The 21,150-nt window shown below is 46.6% G+C and carries 19 protein-coding genes and 1 pseudogene; 9 read left to right on the top strand and 11 right to left on the bottom strand.

Annotation, left to right across the window (positions count from 1 at the left end; genetic code table 11):
• Positions 1 to 3 precede the first annotated feature (3 nt).
• From DWW13_RS08995 to DWW13_RS08980, 4 genes are all read right to left on the bottom strand, one after another.
• Positions 4 to 741: an ABC transporter permease gene (locus DWW13_RS08995; protein ID WP_118719904.1), complete on the bottom strand. Its 738-nt coding sequence runs from the start codon at positions 739 to 741 to the stop codon at positions 4 to 6.
• A gap of 15 nt (positions 742 to 756) precedes the next feature.
• Positions 757 to 1,443 (bottom strand): ABC transporter permease, encoded by a 687-nt coding sequence (locus DWW13_RS08990; protein WP_117510060.1) that lies wholly within the window; start codon positions 1,441 to 1,443, stop codon positions 757 to 759.
• The gene (locus DWW13_RS08985; protein ID WP_055267784.1) at positions 1,421 to 2,359 is read right to left on the bottom strand and encodes an ABC transporter ATP-binding protein; all 939 of its coding nucleotides are present in this window, start codon (positions 2,357 to 2,359) and stop codon (positions 1,421 to 1,423) included. Before DWW13_RS08985 ends, DWW13_RS08990 begins: the two co-directional genes overlap by 23 nt.
• Before the next feature lie 96 nt (positions 2,360 to 2,455).
• The gene (locus DWW13_RS08980) at positions 2,456 to 3,139 is read right to left on the bottom strand and encodes a response regulator transcription factor (RefSeq protein ID WP_118719902.1); all 684 of its coding nucleotides are present in this window, start codon (positions 3,137 to 3,139) and stop codon (positions 2,456 to 2,458) included.
• Between the two features lie 259 nt (positions 3,140 to 3,398).
• On the opposite strand from DWW13_RS08980, the gene DWW13_RS20155 reads away from it, so the two are divergent.
• Positions 3,399 to 3,716 carry a helix-turn-helix domain-containing protein gene (locus tag DWW13_RS20155; RefSeq protein ID WP_242998350.1) on the top strand — a complete coding sequence of 106 codons (318 nt, stop codon included), beginning with the start codon at positions 3,399 to 3,401 and terminating at the stop codon, positions 3,714 to 3,716.
• Between the two features lie 71 nt (positions 3,717 to 3,787).
• On the opposite strand, the pseudogene DWW13_RS08970 reads toward DWW13_RS20155, so the two are convergent.
• Both DWW13_RS08970 and DWW13_RS08965 read right to left on the bottom strand, forming a co-directional pair.
• A pseudogene (locus DWW13_RS08970) lies at positions 3,788 to 4,291 on the bottom strand (DUF6017 domain-containing protein); the annotation flags it as partial.
• A 273-nt stretch (positions 4,292 to 4,564) separates the two neighbouring features.
• Positions 4,565 to 5,470 (bottom strand): AraC family transcriptional regulator, encoded by a 906-nt coding sequence (locus DWW13_RS08965; RefSeq protein ID WP_055267788.1) that lies wholly within the window; start codon positions 5,468 to 5,470, stop codon positions 4,565 to 4,567.
• Positions 5,471 to 5,671: 201 nt separating this feature from the next.
• On the opposite strand from DWW13_RS08965, the gene DWW13_RS08955 reads away from it, so the two are divergent.
• Complete coding sequence (locus DWW13_RS08955) at positions 5,672 to 7,459, top strand: ABC transporter ATP-binding protein (RefSeq protein ID WP_055267790.1); 1,788 nt, start codon at positions 5,672 to 5,674, stop codon at positions 7,457 to 7,459.
• An 11-nt stretch (positions 7,460 to 7,470) separates the two neighbouring features.
• A complete protein-coding gene (locus DWW13_RS08950) occupies positions 7,471 to 9,258 on the top strand; it encodes an ABC transporter ATP-binding protein (RefSeq protein ID WP_055267792.1) in 1,788 nt (595 codons plus the stop codon).
• Positions 9,259 to 9,417: 159 nt separating this feature from the next.
• Here the strand turns inward: DWW13_RS08950 and aroE are convergent, their stop codons facing one another.
• The 4 genes from aroE to DWW13_RS08930 form a co-directional block, all read right to left on the bottom strand.
• Entirely contained in the window at positions 9,418 to 10,290 is an 873-nt protein-coding gene (gene aroE, locus DWW13_RS08945; RefSeq protein WP_055218962.1) for a shikimate dehydrogenase, read from the bottom strand.
• Positions 10,291 to 10,491: 201 nt separating this feature from the next.
• Positions 10,492 to 11,382, bottom strand: a complete 891-nt coding sequence (locus DWW13_RS08940) for a quinate/shikimate dehydrogenase (RefSeq protein ID WP_334291836.1) — start codon at positions 11,380 to 11,382, stop codon at positions 10,492 to 10,494.
• A gap of 50 nt (positions 11,383 to 11,432) precedes the next feature.
• Positions 11,433 to 13,454 carry an oxidoreductase gene (locus tag DWW13_RS08935; protein ID WP_022462048.1) on the bottom strand — a complete coding sequence of 674 codons (2,022 nt, stop codon included), beginning with the start codon at positions 13,452 to 13,454 and terminating at the stop codon, positions 11,433 to 11,435.
• A 71-nt stretch (positions 13,455 to 13,525) separates the two neighbouring features.
• Entirely contained in the window at positions 13,526 to 14,473 is a 948-nt protein-coding gene (locus DWW13_RS08930; protein ID WP_055218958.1) for a LysR family transcriptional regulator, read from the bottom strand.
• Between the two features lie 281 nt (positions 14,474 to 14,754).
• Between DWW13_RS08930 and DWW13_RS08925 the strand changes: the two genes are divergently transcribed.
• The 6 genes from DWW13_RS08925 (at position 14,755) to DWW13_RS08900 (ending at position 20,912) form a co-directional block, all read left to right on the top strand.
• The gene (locus DWW13_RS08925) at positions 14,755 to 15,969 is read left to right on the top strand and encodes an MFS transporter (RefSeq protein WP_055218956.1); all 1,215 of its coding nucleotides are present in this window, start codon (positions 14,755 to 14,757) and stop codon (positions 15,967 to 15,969) included.
• Between the two features lie 108 nt (positions 15,970 to 16,077).
• Positions 16,078 to 16,839, top strand: coding sequence for a type I 3-dehydroquinate dehydratase (gene aroD, locus DWW13_RS08920; RefSeq protein ID WP_118601317.1), 762 nt, complete (start codon positions 16,078 to 16,080; stop codon positions 16,837 to 16,839).
• 104 nt (positions 16,840 to 16,943) lie between these two features.
• Positions 16,944 to 17,576, top strand: a complete 633-nt coding sequence (locus DWW13_RS08915; RefSeq protein WP_117761874.1) for a TRAP transporter small permease — start codon at positions 16,944 to 16,946, stop codon at positions 17,574 to 17,576.
• On the top strand, positions 17,576 to 18,865 hold the full coding sequence (locus DWW13_RS08910) for a TRAP transporter large permease (RefSeq protein ID WP_118601316.1): 1,290 nt from the start codon (positions 17,576 to 17,578) through the stop codon (positions 18,863 to 18,865). Before DWW13_RS08915 ends, DWW13_RS08910 begins: the two co-directional genes overlap by 1 nt.
• A gap of 16 nt (positions 18,866 to 18,881) precedes the next feature.
• Positions 18,882 to 19,916, top strand: coding sequence for a TRAP transporter substrate-binding protein (locus DWW13_RS08905; protein ID WP_226906341.1), 1,035 nt, complete (start codon positions 18,882 to 18,884; stop codon positions 19,914 to 19,916).
• Positions 19,917 to 20,243: 327 nt separating this feature from the next.
• Entirely contained in the window at positions 20,244 to 20,912 is a 669-nt protein-coding gene (locus tag DWW13_RS08900; protein ID WP_117510068.1) for an SGNH/GDSL hydrolase family protein, read from the top strand.
• On the opposite strand, the gene DWW13_RS20150 is transcribed toward DWW13_RS08900, so the two are convergent.
• Positions 20,891 to 20,965 (bottom strand): DUF6783 domain-containing protein, encoded by a 75-nt coding sequence (locus DWW13_RS20150; protein WP_368249205.1) that lies wholly within the window; start codon positions 20,963 to 20,965, stop codon positions 20,891 to 20,893. The two genes, DWW13_RS08900 and DWW13_RS20150, sit on opposite strands and share 22 nt — an antisense overlap.
• Positions 20,966 to 21,150: the final 185 nt, after the last annotated feature.

The following is a 21,150-nucleotide window of genomic DNA, read 5'->3' as shown; positions in this document are numbered from 1 at the left end:
TTGTTATTTGAGTTCACATTTGCGAAAGCTAATCCATGAAAAGGTTATCAAAGCAACTATCCAAACAACGCCAACTAAAATGGCCCATGGCAAAAAATAGGTCACAGAAAAAACCGCTTCCCGTATCTGATAGGTTGCCAAAAATGCAACAGGAAGATCAAACATCATTCCATACCCAAGATAAAGGCTAAGAACAAAAGTGACTAAAGCGGTAACAGCTATTGCTCTTGCAGAGCTTCTTAACCAAAAAACAATCCAGATTGCAATAAGAAAAGTCGCACTGTTCAAAAGCAGAGAATATAAAATCGCCTTACTGACCTGATAACAAAGGTTGCCTGCTTCGGTAATACCAAAGCGGACACTTTCTCTTATACAACCAGCCACAGGATAAACAAGAGCCATGATATTAAATGTAATTAAGTATGAGATTACTTTAGCAAAGAAAATGGTTTTTCTCGAATGTCCTGCATTGACCTCAAGATCAATCATCCGACTGGAAAATTCCTGTCCTAAAATCAGAGCTAAAATACTGGATATAATAATCAGGAGAAAGGTTGAATCGTAAACCATTCCATTAAAAATATCTGCGAGGGATGTAGCAGCCCCACCCATAGGCCCCATAGCTTCCGGGACATAAGTATCTGCGGTAAAAAAACCAATCAAAAATATCCCTATTAAACCGCACCAATAAAAGATATTATGTGATAATTGATATTTTTCCATTTTCAGTAAGTTGTTCATTCCCACACCTCCTTGTTATTTCAAATCCGAGCGTCGGAACCACAGATAAGTACCTAAGCATAATGCCAGTACCCATAAAAAATCTGAAAACATGAATTGCCCGCCGGATATGTTGGATTGTTGCAATGCCATAAGCCGAAGCTGGCCCATAGGCAATATTTGTGAGATAAGCTGCACTTGATCTCCATTCATCAAAAAGACCATTAAGAAAAAGAGTACCATCGGCACAGCCATACTCTTTCCTATATCACGGAAAATGAAGGCAAAGAAAAAAGGTAATAGGCACATTGCAAATTGCGAAGCAATCACCATTACAACTATGCCGATGCTTGCCAATGCTCCTTTAGTGACAAACGTACCAATTATGCTATGTAACAACAGTGGAAAAGACAGGATAACCATGCAGGCGATTTGATGAACTACCAGCTTCGCAAATAGTATCTTTCCGCGTCGATGTCCGGCATTGATATATGATTGTAATGTTCTTCTGCCAAAATCATTTCCAACAAACAGGGCAGAAAAGATGATTGTGAGGAAATATAGGATTGGCATATTGTATATCGAAGCAAAGAAAAGGTTGGATGTTTCCCCAACGCTATCCAGTAACAACACACTACTTAAAAGGAGATTAAACAATCCTATCCCCCAAAAATACCAGCTATGGAACAGCTTATAAAATTCAGCTTTTAGGAGATTTGACATTTCCTGTCCCTCCTATTTTGCTTAAAAAGTAATCTTCTAATGTATCACCGGCCACAGAAAGACCTGTAACGAGAATATGTGCATCTGACAAAGCAGCAGCCACTTTTTCCATATCATCGAGATAATCATATAGGCGAATTATGCCATCTGGCATCAGCTTAAAACTATCTGTGTGTAGCGTTTCTTCCAAAACGATCAGAGCTTTTTGTGGATCAGTTGCCTTTATTGCGATATGCCGTTTGCAACGATCATTTAGTTCTCGATCTGATATTTCTTCGATAATTTTGCCTTTGTCTATTAAAATAAACTCTGATGCTGTCTGATACAGTTCCTCTAAGATATGGCTGGATACCAATATCGTCATTCCGTATTCCTTATTCAAGGACTTTAGCAAATTACGAATTTCCACAATTCCAGCAGGATCAAGCCCATTGATCGGTTCATCCAAAATAAGAAATTCTGGTGTATTTAATAGTGCGATTGCAATACCCAATCGCTGTCGCATCCCCAGCGAAAAATTACGGACAGCTTTTTTCCCGGTATCTTTCAGACCTACCATGTCTAAAGTTTTTTGGATAACTGCTTTGTCAGGGATACCACGTTGGATACGCTGTATCTCCATATTTTGATAAGCGGTCATTGTCGGAAAAAGCGCAGGTGTTTCGATCATGCAACCGATCCGCTTTCTCTGTTCCTGCAATTCCTTTTCGACGGTTTTCCCCCACAACGATAAGGTGCCGCTTGTCGGAAACGCTAATCCTGTAACCAATCTCAAAAAGGTGGTCTTTCCTGCTCCATTTTGGCCTATGAAGCCATAAATTTTCCCTTTTTCAATTTTCAAATCAATATGATCTAAGGCAACTGTGTGCCGGTATTCTTTTGTTAAGTCATGTGCTTCCAAAATAACAGAACTCATGTTGTCATCCTCCTTTACATTTTAGTGTAAGGGGAAATCATAAAGAATTTCTTAATTTCTATTTGGAAACCATAAAAAAAGCATAAAGCCAAGAGCTTACCCCTCGGCTTTATGCAAACGGTATCCAATGCCCCACACAGTATCTATAAACTCTTTATCCGGGCAAATGGCTTTCATCTTGTTTCGCAAGTTGCTAATATGGACATTCAAGGTGTTGTCCTCGCTGATATACTCTGTATTCCAAACACTTTGAAACAAATTCGCCTTTGAGAAGATCTTGTCCGGGTATTTCATAAGCAATTCCAGTATAGCAAATTCTTTCGCAGTTAAAGGTAACTCCGCCCCTTGTAGCATAGCTCTGTTGCCGTCTAAATCTAAAACCAAATCATTGCACTTCAAAGATGGCGGCGTGCTGTTTTGAAATTGAATCCGGCGTAAGTTGCTTTCAATTCTGGCGAGAACTTCTTCCATATCGAAAGGTTTTGTAATGTAATCATCCGCACCAAGCCGCAACAAATCAATCTTGTTCTGTGTTGTTTCCTTTGCTGAAATTACTATGACAGGAACCGTTGAGAATTTACGAATATCCGCAAGTATAGTATCACCACTCCGATAAGGCAGCATTATATCAAGCAGAATAAGATCAATCTGATGTTCTTGTATGCAGTCTAACACATGAAGCCCATCATACTGACAAAGCACCTCATATCCATTTCCCTGTAAAAAATCAGCCAGCAATTTGCTGATCTCTAAATCATCCTCAACAATCAAAATTTTCATGTTGTTCTATGTTCACCTGCCTTATGTCAGCATTGTACTACACTTTTTATCTCTAATAGATTTAATTATATTTCCTTTCAGGAGAGAATACAAGGCATAAAATATGAATTATTAGATGTTAGAAGAACACATTTCTATTGCTGGGTACACTGGAAATATGAAACCAAAAGCCAGCAAAAGCCCCTCCTGTCTACGCATTTAGGGGGCAAAAAGCCCACGGAAATCAAGGCTTTTCGGCGGTGGTCGATGGGGTGGCAGAATGATTTATCAAATACCCGTCGGAACGGGCTTTGAAATGCGTAGGAAAATCTTTCCGGCGCTGGTTTTCCCGCCGGTTCTGTGGTATGCTGGAATAAGACAAAAAACGACAGGAGTTGACACGATGGCCGAACAGGAAATGTTACTGGACACAGCTACCATCAGGGCCGCCGTCGCCGGTGAGCTATGGGCTAAACAAAAAGTGATCGAACACTACACCCCCATGATCGACGAGTTGGCCGTTGACGAAGATATGAAGCAGCACCTTATTCTGAAACTGTTGGAAGAACTGCCTAACTTCCCAATGGGGCAGGCATAAGAAAAAAGAGCGCCGGACGCAGAGGCTTTGACACCTCCGCGCCCGGCGTTTTGGATAATTGCCGATTATGTCATAGCAAACTCGATGTGAGAGCTGTCCAGCTTCATAAACTTGGATTTCACCAGCTCTGCCGGGTAATCGTCCCCGGCAATACGGATGGTCTTGCGGACGCTGCACACGGTTTCCACCAGCAAGTCCACGATCTCGTCCAGCGTTTCCCGGTCAATGCCCTTGGCGTGCTGGCAAAGGTGTTCGTACTCGATGTTGTCCATGATGATCTCACGATAAATCTCTATGGCGCTCTGTGATTTCGCTCCCGTTCCTTTCCGTTCCGGCGGCTGTGCCGCTTCGTCCTCCGAGGGGAAGGGTCGGGAAAGGATAGGAATGGAATCGGTAATTGATACATCCGTAGTTGTTTTTTCTTTACTTGATATATCTTTATTTAATTGCATTGGATTTTCCAATGTCGGGTTTCCCGGTGTCGGATTATCCGATGTTGGATTTTCCAACACCGAGTTTTCCAATCCCGGTGCCGCCTCGTCCGGCTGCTCTGGCCGGGGCTGGGGCTGTTCAAAGGCCCGGTCGCTGCCGGAAGTGAAGTACATAGGCCGTCGCCTCCTTTCTGCGTTTGGGCAAAAAGAAAAGCCGCAGACTTTTTCAAAATCTGCGGCTTAGCCGGGGAACAGAAAAGGGCGCTGTCATGCTTGACAACACCCTGTTTCTGTCTGATTATTCAGTTGTTTTGACCTGCCCCGTTTTCCGCTGCCCTAAAAAACATTGATTTTACTGGTTTTTTTCATGTTTTCTTATGGCAACGCTCTTTTTTGCAGGGTTTTTTCATTTTCAGATTATCCCAGCTTCGCCGGGAGAGACGAGGAAACCGTGGTCTGGTGCTTTTGACGGAATTGCCGCGGGGTGATCTGGTACCGCTTTTTAAAGGTGCGGATCAGATGACTGCAGTCCGCAAAGCCGGTCTCGGCTGCAATATAGTTCAGGTCATAGTCGGTAAAAAGAAGCAGGTTTTCAACCTTGTTCAGGCGGATAAACTCGATATACTGCTTACAGCTCTGCCCGTAATGCTTCAGAAAAAGTTTGGCAAAATAGGAGTAGCTCATGTTGTATTTATGTGCCAGTGCCTCGATATTGATGTTTTCCTGGGAATGGCGGTCGAGATAGACGAGGATATCCTGCATACTCTGTTCCTCACTCTCGGAAATCGATTCGGGATTGAAACAGATTCCCTGGCAGTGCCAGATACGCAGAAGCCGGAGAAACAGTGTGGAAAAGAGAGAATAGATATAGGCATCATAACCGTATTTCTTTTCAAGAGCCTCCCTTTCAAGGGTTACAAAAAAATCATGGAGATTCAGCTCTGAGAGATCTTCCTGCGTAAACAAAAGCGAAGGATAGGTCATCGTGGCGATTTTATGGAAAGCAAAGCTCAGGTTCGGAAGGTAGCTTCCGGTGAGCTGGATGCGGTTCAGGTTGAATTTGATACAGAAATAGCGGAATGGCCGATCCTGGTCTGCGGCAAGTGCGTGGACCGTCTGTGGAGGAAACAGGATGAAAGAGCCCGGTTTTATGTGGTAGACGGAATCGTTGCAGCTCACGAGAAGAGAACCTTCCTGCAGATAAAGAACCTCCGTAAAATAGTGCCAGTGGGATTTGACCGGCATGGAAAAACTGTCGGAGCAGCAGGAAAAGGCTTCAATCGGCGAGTGCAGGATGTCACTGTATTCAAAAAGATTCTTCAACGGAAAAGTCCCCCTTCAGGTAAAAAATATTCAGTATTTTTCTGGGAATATCAGTTTCGGAAAAATAGAAACATTCTATTTTTGTACAGTCGCATTATATCATATCCAAATGAAAATTGATACAATGGCGAAAGCATTTGAAAGAAAATTAATGCTGAATTTGGTAACTCAATTTCCTAAGATAAGGGGGGATATGAAAACATGAAAAGCAACACGAAACAATTCCCGAAAAACAAAATTGCGTGGCTGTGGGAAAACATGGAGGGAAAACGGGCGCTGTACTTTGTCGGTATTCTCGGAACCGTTTTGTACAATATTCTGCAGCTTACGATTCCCTATTTTTCGGGAAAAATTGTGGATCTGTTTTTAACGGGGGAGAACGCGGCGACAAATCTTCAGGTACACCGTGACCTGCTTTACCGCTTGCTGTTTGCGATGGTCGGCTTTACGTTCCTGCGTGTTATCGTTGTTTATGGCAGCTGTATGATCTATGAGACGGTGTCGCAGAGTGTTCTGTACCGGGTGCGGAATTATCTGTACGACAAGCTTCAGCGTCAGGATATGACGTTTTACAGTACCTATCGGACAGGAGATCTGATGACACGGCAGACAGGAGACCTGGATGCGGTGCGTCACATGGTTGCATGGGTTGTACGAATGGTGGTTGAGTCATTTTCTCTGTTTGCTGCAGCGGCCGTTTTCTTCCTGTATACGAACTGGAAGCTGGCACTGTGCGTTCTTGTGATTTCACCGTTTGTATTCTGGATTATCTATCTGTTCCGGAACCGCGTTGCCCCGATGCATGCGGCGCTGCGTGAAAAACTGGCACAGATGAATACATGCGCACAGGAGAATATTTCCGGAAACCGCGTTGTCAAAGCGTTTGCAAGAGAAGATTACGAAATCGAGAAATTCGACCGTGCCAATACCGACTATGCGGAGACGAATAAGGCAACCGGAATGGTATGGCTGAAATTTTTCCCGATTGTCGAGAGTATTGCGAACCTGATGCCGGTTGTCCTGCTCGCAGTCGGCGGTGTTTTTATGATCAGAGGACAGCTTACTATGGGAGACTATGTGGCATTTTCAGGCCTCATCTGGGCAATCGCCAATCCGATGCGTCAGATGGGAAATATCATGAACGAATTTCAGCGGTTCTCAGCAGCGTCGAAAAAGGTCATGGAGCTGTATTACTCCGAACCGAAAATCAGGGACGAAGAAAATGCCGTTTCCCATCCGGAGCGGTTTGAAGGCAAAATCGAGTTTGATAACGTTTCCTTCCAATACGAGGATGGTGATTTGCCGGTTCTGCACAATATTTCCTTCACGGCCCATCCGAACGAGACGGTTGCGATCATGGGCGAGACCGGCTGCGGCAAGACATCGCTGATCAATCTGATCCCGCGGTTTTATGAGCCGACAGAAGGACAGATCCGGATTGACGGAATTCCTGTAGAACAGCTGAAGCTGTATGATCTCCGAAAACAGATCGGACTTGCCACGCAGGATGTTCTGCTGTATTCTGACACGATCGAGGGAAACATTGCCTACGGTGATGATTCGATCAAGATGAACGAGGTTGTCAAGTTTGCAAGGTATTCCGCTGCGGCAGATTTCATTTCAAAGATGCCGGAGGGCTACGATACCCTGGTCGGAGAGCGCGGTGTTGGTCTTTCCGGAGGCCAGAAGCAGAGAATTTCTCTGGCAAGAGCACTGGCGATCCGTCCATCGGTTCTGATTCTTGACGATACAACATCGGCGGTTGATATGGAAACAGAGAAACAGATTCAGCAGTCCTTACGGGAGCTTGATTTTCCATGTACCAAGATTGTGATTGCACAGCGAATTTCGACAACGAAAACAGCGGACAAGATTATTGTTCTGCAAAATGGCTATATTGAAGAAATGGGAACACATGAGGAACTGATGGAGAAGAAGGGTTACTATTATGAACTGGTGAAGCTGCAGACCGGTGTGGATGAACTGTAGGAGGGGAAGCAATGGCAAAAAATACATACAAGCAGGATGAAGTGCTCGAAGAGCCGTTTGACATCAAGCATCTGCTCAGAGCTTCATCCTATATCAAAAAATATGCAAAACGGATGGTTTTTGCGATCCTTTTGAGTGGCATCGGCGGTGCGTCCGGCTATGTGGCGCCGATGATTATCCAGCGGGCGCTGGACCTTGCAATTCCGGAGAAAAACGAGAGGCTTTTATTTTCTCTTGTGGGAATGCTGGTCGGCATCTATCTGGTGAGCGTGATCTTCACAACAATCCGAAGCCGCATTATGGTGGATGTCAGTCAGAGTATCATCTATGATATCCGAAAAGATTTGTTTGCACATCTGCAGGAGCTGCCGTTCCAGTATTACGATGACCGCCCGCACGGCAAGATCCTGATTCGGGTTGTCAACTACGTCAACTCGGTATCGGATATGCTGTCAAATGGTCTGATCAACATCGTTCTGGAGAGCTTCAACCTTCTGTTTATCGTGATTTTCATGTTTCTGGTTGATGTGCAGATGGCATTTGTCGTGCTCTGCGGCGTGCCGGTGCTGTGCGTTTTCATGGTCTGGATCAAGAATAAACAGAGACGTGCATGGCAGGCAGTTTCGAACAAGAACTCAAACCTGAATGCCTATCTGCAGGAGAATATTGTCGGAGCCCGCATTACGCAGATCTTTGCACGAGAGGATGAGAATGCGGAGATTTTCAAAGATCTTTCCAAGGATTGCCGCAGAACATGGAATACAGCAGTTCGCTATTCCAACCTGGTATGGCCGGGTATCGATTCAATTTCCGTCTGCGTGCGTGCTGCCATTTTTCTGTCCGGTCTGATCCTTTTCGGGCAGGGAAATAAGTCGGTTGGTACGATTGTAGCGATTTCGAGCTATGCATCGTATTTCTGGCAGCCGATCATGAACCTTGGAAACATCTTCAATAACTTTATCAACAACATTGCGTATCTGGAACGTATCTTTGAGACGATGGATGAGCCGGTGACGGTAAAGGATGCAAAAGATGCCGTTGAAATGCCAAAAATCCGCGGTGAGGTGACCTTCGATCACGTAAATTTCTCGTACGATGCGTCAAAACAGATCTTAAACGATGTTTCGTTTACGGTAAAACCGGGTGAGAGTGTGGCGCTTGTCGGACCGACCGGAGCCGGAAAGAGTACGATTGTCAATCTGATTTCACGGTTTTACAATGTCAATGGCGGTCGCGTCCTGATCGATGGACAGGATATCTCGCAGGTGACCATTCATTCCCTGCGTGAGCAGATGGGTATTATGATGCAGGACAGCTTTATTTTCTCGGGAGATATTGAGGATAATATCCGTTACGGAAAGCTTGACGCAACGCATGAGGAGATTGTGAAGGCGAGCAGAACTGTCTGTGCGGACGAGTTTATCAGCAAAATGCCGGATCGCTATCAGACGGAGGTAAGGGAGCGTGGTTCCATGCTGAGCCAGGGACAAAAGCAGCTCATTTCGTTTGCGCGTACCCTGCTTTCCGATCCGGCCATTCTGATTCTCGATGAGGCGACCTCAAGCATTGACGTACAGACCGAAAAAGCACTGCAGACGGGACTCAATGCCATGCTGAAGGGCAGAACCTCATTTATCATTGCGCATCGTCTGTCTACGATCCGCAACTGCGATAAGATTATGTATATCGATAACGGCGGTATTATGGAGAGCGGAACACATGATGAGCTGATGGCAAAGAAAGGCCATTATTATAAACTGTATACAGCACAGCTTGATGAAGTACAGAAAGCGGGCTGATCAAAAAAAGATCATAAAAAAGATTATAAAAAAGGCTTCTGCCAGCGGATAAAAATCCGTGGCAGAAGCCTTTTGCCGTTTCTTGTTCGTGTCGCTTTTTGCGCGTGTCGCCGAAGCGACCCGCCGCAGGCGGAAAATTCGGCAAAGCAGGAGTTCTTCTTATTTTCCGGAGAAGTATTTCTCTTTGATGATCTCAACCGGCATATCCTCGCCAGTCCACAGTTTGAAGGAAGCAGCTCCCTGGTATAACAGCATGTACATACCGTTTCCGGTCTTGCATCCAGCCTCTTTTGCCTCACGCAGCAGGCGGGTTTCCTGCGGATTGTAGATCACATCGAAAACGAAGAGGTCTTTGTGGAACATCGTTGTGTCGGTGATGATGGTGTTCTCGGTTTTTGGAGCCATTCCGACGGAAGTTCCGTTGACAAGAATGGCGCTGTCTGCGATGGATGCGCGAAGGACTTCCGGATCGGAGAAGTCGTGCAGGGTAACCTTGCAGGAAGTACGCTCATTGAGTTTTGCAACGATTTCCTCGGCTCTTCCGAAGAAATTGTCTCTGACGTTGAATACATTGATCTCAGCTACGCCGTCGAGGGCTGCCTGTACCAGGATTGCAGTAGCAGCGCCGCCGGCACCGAGCAGAGTCATCTTTTTGCCGATGATGTCTACGCCGTTTTCTGCAACTGCTCTCATGAAGCCGACACCGTCGGTGGTGTAAGCGGTGAGAACGCCGTTGTCGTTGACGATGGTATTACATGCGCCGGAGATCTCCGAAGCAGGAGAAACCTTGTCTGCCAATTTGCACATGATATTTTTGCCAGGCATGGTGATGTTCCAGCCTCTTGCACCCATGGTGCGGAGTCCTTCGACTGCCTGCGGCATTTTGTCTTCCGGTACATCAAAGGCAAGGTAGCTATAATCAAGGCCGAGCTGGTCGCATGCTTCGTTGTGCATTTCCGGAGAAACACTGTGTGCAACCGGGCTTCCGAGTAAACATAATAATCCGGTGTGTCCTGTGATGTGTTTTGACATAGTTTGAAATCCTCTCTCTCCTCGTATTTCCGCATGATGATAAATCGTGCTGTAGCACTTTAAACTGCTACTATATGAAGTGAATTATACTCCAGATGCCGAAAGAAAGCAAGAAAAAAAGAGGAAATGACGCAAAGTTCATTTCCTCTTTTCGTGTTGGTTTTTGATTAAGGTTTAAGATGGAAAAGATTCGCCCGGAAATCAGATTCCAAGTTTCTCTTTCATGTAGTCAACCGGAGTATCTTTTCCGGTGTACAGCTTGATTGCGATGAGTGCCTGGAACAGCATCATGCCCATGCCGTTGAATACTTTCTCACATCCTGCTTCTTTTGCCTGTTTCATCATAACGGTTTCGCGCGGAGCGTAAACGGTATCCGTTACGATGAGATCTTTTTTAAAGAAGGAAGGATCAGGAATGTTGGAAAGGTCTTCGAGTGGATGCATTCCTACGCCGGTAGCATCGCAGAACAGGTCAGCTGCGTGCATTTTTTCTTTCAGGAGGTCTTTGTCTGCCAGATCGTTCATGGTAGCCTTGCAGTTGGTGTTCTTATTGATCAGATCAACAATTTCCTCTCCACGGCTGTAGAATTTGTCTTTGATGTTGAAGATTTCAATTTCTGCAACTCCATCCAGAGCACCGCGCACTGCAATTGCAGTAGCAGCACCGCCGGTTCCGATCAGGACCATCTTCATTCCCTTGAAATCGATGCCCTCTTCGGTCAGTGCCTGCCAGTATCCCATACCATCGGTGTTGTAGCCTTTCAGTTTTCCGGTTACCTGACCGTTTTCGTCGCGGAGGTTGACTACGGTATTGATAGCGCCGCATAACTTAGCTGCTTCATCTACTTCGTCCAGATATTTGTGGACAACAGTTTTGTTTGGCATGGAAATATTGGAACCGAGCATTTTCAGCGCGCGGATACTCTGCACAGCATCTTTTAAAGAATCGTTATCAACTTCGAAAGCAAGCTGAATGACGTCATCTCCGTTTTTGTCGTATGCAAGGTTGTGGGTTGTCGGAGACTGGGTGTGACGGATCGGGTAAGCCATTAATCCAACTAATTCGGTATGTCCTGTAATATTTGGCATGATATTTTCCTCTTTTCTGTTTTTTTATATTGTGTAAGAAAGTGATTCAGTGATTACTCAAGCGGCTCCAGATGCAGGTAGCCCTGGGACTCCAGTACATTCAGGATCGCGCGGCCTTCCATGGTACCTTCCATGATGCGGCGTGCGCGGACGGAATCGCCGATGGTATAAATATAAGTATGGGTATCAGCGAATGCTTCCTGAAGCTCCGGCAGAATCGGGTTATTGGAGCGCATTCCAAGACAGTTGAATCCGTAATCGAAGGTGAGATCCTGGATGGTTCCGTCCGGAAGCTTTACAGTGAATGCGTTTTCTTTTACTTCCTGAAGAGCAGTGTTGACATATTCTTTTACACCGTATTTGTCGTGTGTCTCACGCATGGAGCATTTGGTGATCGGGTCTGCAAGCATACCGATCTGCGGCAGCATATCGATGATGGTACACTCGGCGCCTCTCGGTGCAAAGTATTCAATAACGTCAAGTCCTACGGAACCGCCGCCGACTACAACGACTTTCTTGCTCTGACAGGCTTCTTCCGGATATTTTCCGGCGTTTACATTGTTGATCATACCAAAGATGGTATTTACGTTTCCGGCATCGATGTTCTCTTTCAGGCCTTTGATCGGCGGAACAAGCGGAACGGAACCGGTGGAGTTTACAATGATGTCCGGTTTGAACTGTTTGATCTTATCCACCGTAGCTTCGGTGTTGAGGAAAATATACAGGTTTTTCAGTCTTGCAGCTCTTGCCTCAAGGTATTTCGGGAAATCTTTCATACGGGTCTTGCTTGGAAGATCGGAGATGAAAGTGGAAAGACCGCCGATGTGATCGTTTTTCTCAAGTACGAAAACGTTGCATCCGACTTCTGCTGCGGTGCAGGCTGCTTCCATACCGGCAGTACCGGCGCCGACAACAACAACGTTACAGTTTTTATTTACTTTCAGTGCTTTGTAAATATCGCCTTCCGGAACAGCCGGGTTTACGGTACAACGGATCGGGCGGTTGACGCCGATACGGTTTCCGGCACATCCAACGTTACAGGAGATACATTTCCGAAGAAGATCTTCCTCGCCGTTCTCAACTTTTTTCACCCAGTTCGGCTCAGCGATCAGGCCGCGTCCCATTCCGACGATATCTACATCGCCGCTCTCGAGAACTTTTTCAACGACCTTCGGGTCACGGTAGTTACCAGCATTGATCACAGGCTTTTTGAATTTATTTTTTACGGCTCTTGCCATGTAGGAACGCCATCCATCCGGCAGGAAGTTGGAGTCGATCTGATACTGCAGGGATGGGTTGAGGCCGCAGGATACGTCATACATATCTACGAACTCATCCAGGTACTCGAGGTACTCGAGGGTATCTTCCAGAGTATTTCCTCCCGGAACACGCTCCTCAGCAGAGATACGAACGATGATCGGGAACCACGGTCCGACGTTTTTACGTACTTCTTCGAGAACCATACGTGGGAAGCGCAGGCGGTTTTCTACAGAACCACCGAATTCATCGGTTCTTTTATTGTAATACGGGGAGATGAACTGGCTCATCAGGTAGGAGTGGCCGCAGTGGATTTCAATGGCATCAAAGCCGATGGCCTGCACACGTTTTGCAGCCTCGCCGTATTTTTTCACGGTTGTCATGATTTCTTCTTTTGTCATCGGGCGAGGGGTTTCTCCGCCGGCTTTTGTCGGGATGTTGGAAGAAGAAACGGTTTCCATACCGGTTCTTGCGGAAGATGCGGAAGCTCCGGCGTGGTTGATCTGAATTGCTACGGTAGCACCGTTTTTATGAAGATTTTCGACTAACTGATAGTAGCGCGGCATAAAGCTGTCGTGGTCGATACGGATCTGGCTGGTTCCGTTGGAACCGACCGGGTACTCGATGTTGGCGTTCTCCAGAATAATAAGACCAACGCCGCCTTTTGCGCGGAGAGAGTAATAATTCATATGACGGTTACTCATCTCACCGCTTGTTTCACCGTAGTTGGTTCCCATCGGGGTCATTGCAATACGGTTTTTAATCGTTGTTCGTTTGATGGTAATTGGTTCAAAAATTTTTGGGTAAGCACTCTTCATGAAAATTTCTCCTTATTCATTACATGAGCGGTAATCCTCTGTTTGTGACAAATCCATCATAACTCTTTCGACTAAAAATTAACAATATCTTTCAGATAAACTTTTGATACGTTTTCGCTATCGTTTCTGGACTCTTCGATAATGTCAGCGTGCTGTTTCATGTATTCGGTAAACCGTTCGACAGCCGGAAGCCGGTAGCGGTTCTTCATCCAGAACATAAAAGTCTGATGATAAATCTCGAGACCTTTCAGTGTATGGATGCGGATACCGTCTGCCTGTTCCAGAATATCGGTTCGCGGCATGAGCGCGATGCCGAAGTTTTCGCGTACCAGTGCCACAATCGAATATTCATCCGGGCATTCCATGATAATATTGGGATGAAGCTGATATTTGCGGTAGAGATGACCGGTGTAGGCCCCCATCCAGGATGCGCGGTCGTAGCCGATCACCGGATAACGGGTAAGCTTTACAAGCGGAACCTCCGGTTCGTCGGCAATCGGATGCTGTTCCGGGGACACGATGACAAGCGGCTGCTGGATCAACGGAAAAAACTCCATGTCGTCGCGCTTTAAAAAGCCGCCAAACCCAAGATCGAGTTCGCCGGATTTCACCTTCTGTGCAATGGCCGGGGTATGGTTCTGCCAAAAGCTAAAGGCAACATTTTTGTTTTCTTCTTGGTCCAGAAAGGTGCGGACATTGTGCGGAATATAATGTCCGGCAAGTGGAAAAATATAACCGATGTTGATTTTTCCGCCACCGGAGGCGAGTTCTTTCATCTTGCCTGCCGCAATGTCACAGTCGCCTGCGATCCGGTCTGCATGCTCCAGGAAAAGACGGCCGGCATTGGTAAGGACAACACCGCGCCCTTTCTTTTCAAACAGCGTGATTCCAAGCTCACTTTCAAGGGCGGCCATCGAACGGCTCAGGGATGGCTGGGAAATATAAAGCTCCTCTGCCGCCTGGTGATAATTTTCCAGCCGGGCGACCTTTCGGAAATAGAGAATCTGATTCAGTGTCATGTGGTTTTTCCTCCTGAAAAAATGGTTCCGTAAGAAAGTCTTTGCTTCCTCTTATTATGATAACTCAAGTATACCATATCAATGCATTCAATGCATTGATTTTTTCCTTTAAAAGCATTAGACCGCACACACTTTCACTGTTAAAATAAAGGCAAATGTTATTTTTTTAACATTCACGAAACTGGTAATCTGTTGTTTGTGACAAAACAAAAGGATGAACCGAACAGAGGAAAAAGACAATTTGACCTCAACACATGATCTATTTAAAAAGGAGAGAAACCATGAACAAGAAATACCTGCCAAGTGCATTAATTTTGTACTTGAACTACTTTATCCACGGTGTTGGATGCTCTATTCTGGGCCAGGCAGTCATCAAAGAGGCTCTGGCAGCAGCATGGGGAGTGGAAGCAATGGCAATTACCGCAATTTCCGCAGCACTCGGTCTTGGCCGTCTGATCGCACTGCCATTTGCAGGTCCTCTGTCCGACAAGCTCGGACGTCGCATTTCCACCGCAATCGGAAGTGCTTCTTATGCAATTTATCTGATCGGCCTTGCCCTTGCATTTAATGCAGGAACACACGGTGGTTATACCATCGCTTACGTATGCGCCATTATCGGCGGTATCGCAAACTCCTTTCTGGATACCGGTATTTACCCGGCAGTATCCGAAATTATTTACAAAGCTCCGAGCGTTGCTACTATGGGAATCAAATTCTTCATCGCAATCGCACAGATGCTGCTTCCATTTGTTCTTGGTGTAGCGGTTACTTCTACCGCAGCCGGCTTTACCTCCTACAATCCGTTATTCTATGGATGCGGAATTGCGTATATCGTACTTTTTGTACTGGTATTCCTGTTCCCGCTGCCAGATGCTGACCAGAAAGCATCCGGCAAAAAAGAGGGTCTGATCGACAGCCTGAAGCATACCCATTTCTCTTTCGAGTCCATCGCCATGATCCTGATCGGATTCACCTGCACCGGTACCTTCCAGCTGTGGCTGAACTGCGCGCAGAACTTTGCAAAAGAAAATGTAGGCTGGGCGAATCCGTCCATCATGCAGACCTACTATTCTGCAGGAACTATGCTGGCACTCGTTGTAACCGCATTCCTGACCAGAAAAATCAAAGACGTTCGTTTCATCGTTGTTTACCCGGCTATCTGCCTTGTAACAATGATCGCTGTCCTGATGGGACAGAGTAAACCGCTGATGATCGCCGGTGCTTTCATTATCGGATGGGCTGGTGCAGGCGGACTGCTTCAGATCGCAACTTCCGTTTGCAACATGCTGTTCCCGAAAATCAAAGGAACCGTAACCGCACTGGTTATGATCGCATCTTCTCTCTGCAACTACACCATCCTGACCGCAGCATCTAAAATGCAGCCGTCCGGCGTTATGACCATGAATATCGTTCTGACCGCAGTTGGTGTTGCACTTGGACTGTTTGTAAATATCCGCTATAAAAAAATGGTTGAACTTGCACAGCAGGACAATTAAAATGAGGTTAAGGATTGCGGAAGTACGAAGTACCAAGGAATCCGGACGTGAAAAAGAAAAGCCTGCAAAGAAAAGTCAGGGTTAAATTGAAGAAAGAAGGAAAAACACATGAATACAGTAAAAGTTCGTGATATTGAAATCGGTGCCGGCGCACCGAAAATCATCGTTCCGATCGTAGGTGTTACCAAAAACGATATCATCGAAGAAGCAAAAACCTTCCATTCGATTCCGGTTGATGTTGTAGAATGGCGTGTAGACTGGTTTGAAGGCGTATTCGACTTTGCGCAGGTAGAGGACGTGTTAAAAGACCTCCGCGAAGCACTCGGCAATATTCCGCTTCTGATGACGTTCCGTACCTCCAAAGAAGGCGGCGAAAAAGCTATCGAGCCGGAAGCATACGCTGAGCTGAACATCAAGGCAGCACAGACCGGATACGTTGATCTGATCGACGTTGAGATCTTCACCGGAGATGAGATCGTAAAGAAAATCATCGACGGCGCACACGCTGCAGGCGTAAAGGTTGTTGCTTCTAACCATGATTTCTTCAAAACTCCTGCAAAAGCAGACATCATCTACAGACTGCGCAAGATGCAGGATATGAACGCAGACATTCCGAAGATCGCTGTTATGCCGCAGAATAAGAAAGACGTTCTGACCCTGCTTGCAGCAACAGAGGAAATGACCACCAATTATGCGGACAGACCGATCATCACCATGTCTATGGCAGGCACCGGTGTAATCAGCCGTCTCTGCGGTGAGGTGTTTGGTTCTTCCATGACCTTCGGCGCGGCGAAGAAAGCATCCGCACCGGGTCAGATGGGTGTGAATGATCTGAGCACCGTTCTGGATCTGCTTCACAAAGCCATGTAACCGTTTTTTCTTTGGGGGACACCGGTATTTTTAGCTTTGCTGTTGATGCCGATGTCCCTTTTGTATTATTGTTCTGTTATAAATTTAACGGAGGTATGCCTTTTATGAAGAGAGTATTTCACTGGCTGGATGAAAACTTGGAAGAATTTCTTCTTGTGATCGGTCTGATCGCCATGACGCTGATCATGGGAATTCAGGTTTTCTGCCGCTACGTCCTTGGCATGTCGCTGTCGTGGTCGGAAGAGCTGACCAGATATATTTTTATCTGGTGCGGTTTTTTAAGCGTCAGCTACTGCAGCAAAAAATGCCTTTCCATCAAGATCGAGCAGTTTGTTGCGATTTTTCCGCGGAGAGGAAAAGCCGTTTTCAAAATTGTGAATCATACGTTTGAACTGATTTTTTTCATCTATATGATTCCGTTTGCTTTTTCTTATATGATGTCGTCAGTTAAAAGCGGCCAGCTTTCCCCGGCCTGCAAAATCCCGATGTACTTTATCCAGGCAGCACCGCTTGTCTCCTTTGTACTGGTTGCATTCCGTGTTTTGCAGCGGTGGATGATCGAGTTCCGTGTGGCACGCGGTGAGAACGTTTTCGACCCGGCCCATCCGGAGCGAAATACGCCGGAATCCTTCATTGAGGCAAATGCCGGAGCAGATAACACCACAGAAAATGCTCTGAACGCGGGTATCGACAACCGCATCCATACGATTAAAAATTCGAATGAGGAGGAACGCTAATGCCGGTCGTAGTATTATTTCTGATTTTTGTTGCATTGCTGGTCATCGCTGTTCCGGTATCGATTACCCTTGGAATCACATCTGTGCTTCCGTCGGTGTTTGACCCGTCTTTTACGGTAGGAGCCAAATATCTGATCCGTGCCATGTTCGGAGGACTCGATTCCTTCCCTCTGCTGGCAGTTCCGATGTTCGTCCTCTCCGGTATCATCATGGCTAAGGGGGGCATCTCCAAAAAACTGTTTGATGTCTTTGCCTATTTTCTCGGAAAATTCACCGCAGGTATGCCGTGCGCCGTTATCGTCACCTGCCTTTTTTACGGTGCGATTTCCGGTTCCGCTCCGGCGACCGTTGCCGCTGTCGGAAGCATGACAATCCCGATTCTGACTACCCTTGGTTATGATCTGACATTCTCCACAGCGATTGTGGCAGTTGCCGGCGGCCTTGGCGTTATCATTCCCCCGAGTATTCCGTTCATCATGTACGGTATGGCTTCCGGCGCTTCGGTCAGTGACCTGTTCCTTGCCGGAATTGTACCGGGTCTGATGATCGGTCTGCTGCTGATGGTTTATGCCGTTTATCACTGCAAACGGTATGGGGAGGACAAAGAGAAGATCCATGCAGAAGTCAAAGTGCTGCATGACAAAGGCCTGCTTCGCGTTTTAAAAGAGAGCTTTTTTGCACTGCTCAGCCCGGTGATCATCCTTGGCTGTATCTACAGCGGTGTCGCTTCCCCGACTGAGGCGGCTGTTATCTCCGTATTCTATGCATTGATCATCAGCCTTTTTGTGTACAGGAGTATCCGCATCCGCGACATCTGGTCCATTCTGGTTGAGGCGATTCGTACCTTCACCCCGATCCTATTTATTCTGGCGGCATCGACGGCATTTTCCCGTGTGCTGACGCTGATGCAGGTACCGCAGACGGTCAGCGAGTTTATCCTGAACAACTTCCACAGCCCGGTTGCGATCCTTCTGATCATCAATGTATTCCTGCTGATTGTCGGAATGGTGATGGATACCACACCGGCAATCCTGATTCTGACTCCGATCCTTCTGCCGATTGTACAGGCGATCGGCATGAATCCGATTCAGTTTGGTGTCATCATGGTTGTCAACCTGGCGATCGGCTTCGTAACACCGCCGATCGGCGTCAACCTGTTCGTGGCAAGCTCCCTGACCGAGGTTCCGGTCATGCAGATCGCAAAGAAGGCTATGCCGATGATCGGTTTCTTCCTTGTGGCACTGCTGCTGATTACGTTTATTCCGGCGATTTCGATTGGAATTTTATAGGGAGGAGCGAAGGACAATGAAAAAGATGACAAAAAAGAAAAAGCTTTTCCGAAAAGTGACGGCACTTGCCGCTGTCATTGCGCTTGGCGCATCGCTTGCCGGCTGCGGCTCTTCCGATGGAGAGACGACACAGCGCTATTCCTGGCCGCTGGCAACGGCGAGCCCGGAGGACACGGTAACGCAGATCTTCGCTGAGAAGTTTGCGGAAGAGATTTCAGAGCTGAGCGATGGAAGGATGAAAATTCAGGTTTACGCAAACTCAACGCTTGGCGGCGACCGCGATCTGCTGGAAACGTGTGCTGACGGCGATATTCCGTTTGTCGTACAGAATACGGCACCGCAGGTTTCTTTTATGGGGGATCTTGCCGTGTTTGATTTGCCGTGTGTGTTTGATTCTCTCGATGAATGCCGTGAGAAGATTGATAATCCGGAGTTTTACGAGTTGATCAGCAATGTTTACACAGAGGGCGGCTATCACCTGCTCGGTATGGCGGATCAGGGATTTCGTGTCATGAGTACGAATAAGCCGGTTTACAGCTTTTCGGATTTCAAGGGCCAGAAGATCCGTACCATGGAGAACAGCTACCATCTGGCATTCTGGAAAGCCATCGGTGCCAACCCGACGCCGATGAGCTTCAGTGAGGTTTATATCGGCCTGCAGCAGCACACGATCGATGCGCAGGAAAACCCGTATGAGGTCATCGTTTCGAATAACCTGTATGAGCAGCAGGATTACGTAGTGGAAACGAACCATCTGCCGCATCTGATTTCCCTGATCGTCAACGATGACTTCTTCAAAGATCTGCCTGCAGACGAGCAGGAGATCATGACCAAGGCGGCAAAGATTGCGACCGAGTACGCAAGAGAGCAGTCCGATGCCCGTATCGCCGATAAAATTGCGACGATCGAGGAGAGCGGAACGAAGATTCTGACACTCGATGACCAGACAAGAGCTGACATCCGCGAGGCATCGAAGAGCGTGTATAAGTCGATTGAGGAGAATATTGATCCGGCGATTTACAATGCGTATATGGATGGGATTGAAAACTGAGCGTTATTCACTAAAAAAATGGTGACGATTCAGAGCCTTATCTCGATGTTGCTTTTCGCTATATGAAACTCCGGAAAAATTGCTCATTCATGCAAGCGTGTTTCGCGATTTTTCTTCGGCTTCGCATGGCTCTGAATCGTTGCAAAAAAAGAAATTTCCCGGCTGCGGGGCGCTGAAAAACGGTGCTTCGCAGTCGTTTTTTTGTCTGGATCGCTTTAAAATCGCTTTAAATTTACAAAATCTGCCTTGTACCGTCGAAATTACAAGATTATAATGGGATTTGGAAGTTTTTTTTGATCTATTATTATGACCAAGGGAGGCAAAGAAATGATTTTTAATCACATGGACCGGATTGTATTTGCAGGAGATTCCGTAACGGATATGGAAAGTGCACAGCCGGTGGGGGAAGGTTTATTTGAAAATGTCGGAAAGAGCTACGTTCGAATTGTCGAGAACATGCTCGCAGCATTCTACCCGGAGATATATCTCCGCGTGACAAACTCCGGTATCAGTGGAAACACAAGCCGCGACCTGCTGCAGCGCTTCGACCGTGATGTCGTATCATTAAAACCAGACTGGGTATCCATCTGCATCGGCATCAACGACGTCTGGAGACAGTTCGACAGCCCGGCCATCCCGGACGAGCAGGTATCGCCGGAGGAGTACCGTTCCAACGTCGAAAAGATGATTCTTTCCGTAAAAGATAATGTAAAAGGAATTTTCCTCATGACCCCATACTACATGGAGCCAAATGGGGAGGACTGGATGAGAAAACGCATGGACACCTACGGCGCGATCTGCAGCGAGCTGGCTGAGAAATACGGCTGCCGTTTTATCGACCTGCAGGCCGTCTTCAACGATTACTTCCAGTACCGCCATTCCTCCTACATCGCCTGGGATCGAATCCATCCGAACCAGATCGGCGCTACAGTGATCGCACGGGCATTTCTGGAAAAATGCGGATTCGACTATAATCACAGACCGGAGCATGCTTGAAAAACCATTTCCGCAATCTGAAAGCGCCACTTTGCGGTATGGCTTGCCCTCATAAGGCAGACAAAAAGCGGGAATCGTTATTGGGGTCCTCGCTTTTTCTTTGTCCTGTTCTGTCTGAAAACAGCGGACAGAGTCGAAAAAAGAGAAAAAGAATCGGTAAAATTTTGCTTAAATTACCAAAAATAATTGCTGTTTTGGGACAGTTATGGTATATTATGACTATACATACATTTATGTG

Source organism: Blautia sp. AF14-40 (assembly GCF_003479665.1).
GTDB lineage: Bacteria > Bacillota > Clostridia > Lachnospirales > Lachnospiraceae > Fusicatenibacter > Fusicatenibacter saccharivorans.
The sequence above is the reverse complement of the archived record's forward strand: the minus strand, read 5'-3'. Positions and strand labels throughout refer to the sequence as shown.

Coding starts and splice junctions, on each gene's coding strand:
- DWW13_RS08995 (WP_118719904.1), bottom strand. CDS start 741: ATGAACAACTTACTGAAAATGGAAAAATATCAATTATCACATAATATC.
- DWW13_RS08990 (WP_117510060.1), bottom strand. CDS start 1,443: ATGTCAAATCTCCTAAAAGCTGAATTTTATAAGCTGTTCCATAGCTGG.
- DWW13_RS08985 (WP_055267784.1), bottom strand. CDS start 2,359: ATGAGTTCTGTTATTTTGGAAGCACATGACTTAACAAAAGAATACCGG.
- DWW13_RS08980 (WP_118719902.1), bottom strand. CDS start 3,139: ATGAAAATTTTGATTGTTGAGGATGATTTAGAGATCAGCAAATTGCTG.
- DWW13_RS20155 (WP_242998350.1), top strand. CDS start 3,399: ATGATTTATCAAATACCCGTCGGAACGGGCTTTGAAATGCGTAGGAAA.
- DWW13_RS08955 (WP_055267790.1), top strand. CDS start 5,672: ATGAAAAGCAACACGAAACAATTCCCGAAAAACAAAATTGCGTGGCTG.
- DWW13_RS08950 (WP_055267792.1), top strand. CDS start 7,471: ATGGCAAAAAATACATACAAGCAGGATGAAGTGCTCGAAGAGCCGTTT.
- aroE (WP_055218962.1), bottom strand. CDS start 10,290: ATGTCAAAACACATCACAGGACACACCGGATTATTATGTTTACTCGGA.
- DWW13_RS08935 (WP_022462048.1), bottom strand. CDS start 13,454: ATGAAGAGTGCTTACCCAAAAATTTTTGAACCAATTACCATCAAACGA.
- DWW13_RS08930 (WP_055218958.1), bottom strand. CDS start 14,473: ATGACACTGAATCAGATTCTCTATTTCCGAAAGGTCGCCCGGCTGGAA.
- DWW13_RS08925 (WP_055218956.1), top strand. CDS start 14,755: ATGAACAAGAAATACCTGCCAAGTGCATTAATTTTGTACTTGAACTAC.
- aroD (WP_118601317.1), top strand. CDS start 16,078: ATGAATACAGTAAAAGTTCGTGATATTGAAATCGGTGCCGGCGCACCG.
- DWW13_RS08915 (WP_117761874.1), top strand. CDS start 16,944: ATGAAGAGAGTATTTCACTGGCTGGATGAAAACTTGGAAGAATTTCTT.
- DWW13_RS08910 (WP_118601316.1), top strand. CDS start 17,576: ATGCCGGTCGTAGTATTATTTCTGATTTTTGTTGCATTGCTGGTCATC.
- DWW13_RS08905 (WP_226906341.1), top strand. CDS start 18,882: ATGAAAAAGATGACAAAAAAGAAAAAGCTTTTCCGAAAAGTGACGGCA.
- DWW13_RS08900 (WP_117510068.1), top strand. CDS start 20,244: ATGATTTTTAATCACATGGACCGGATTGTATTTGCAGGAGATTCCGTA.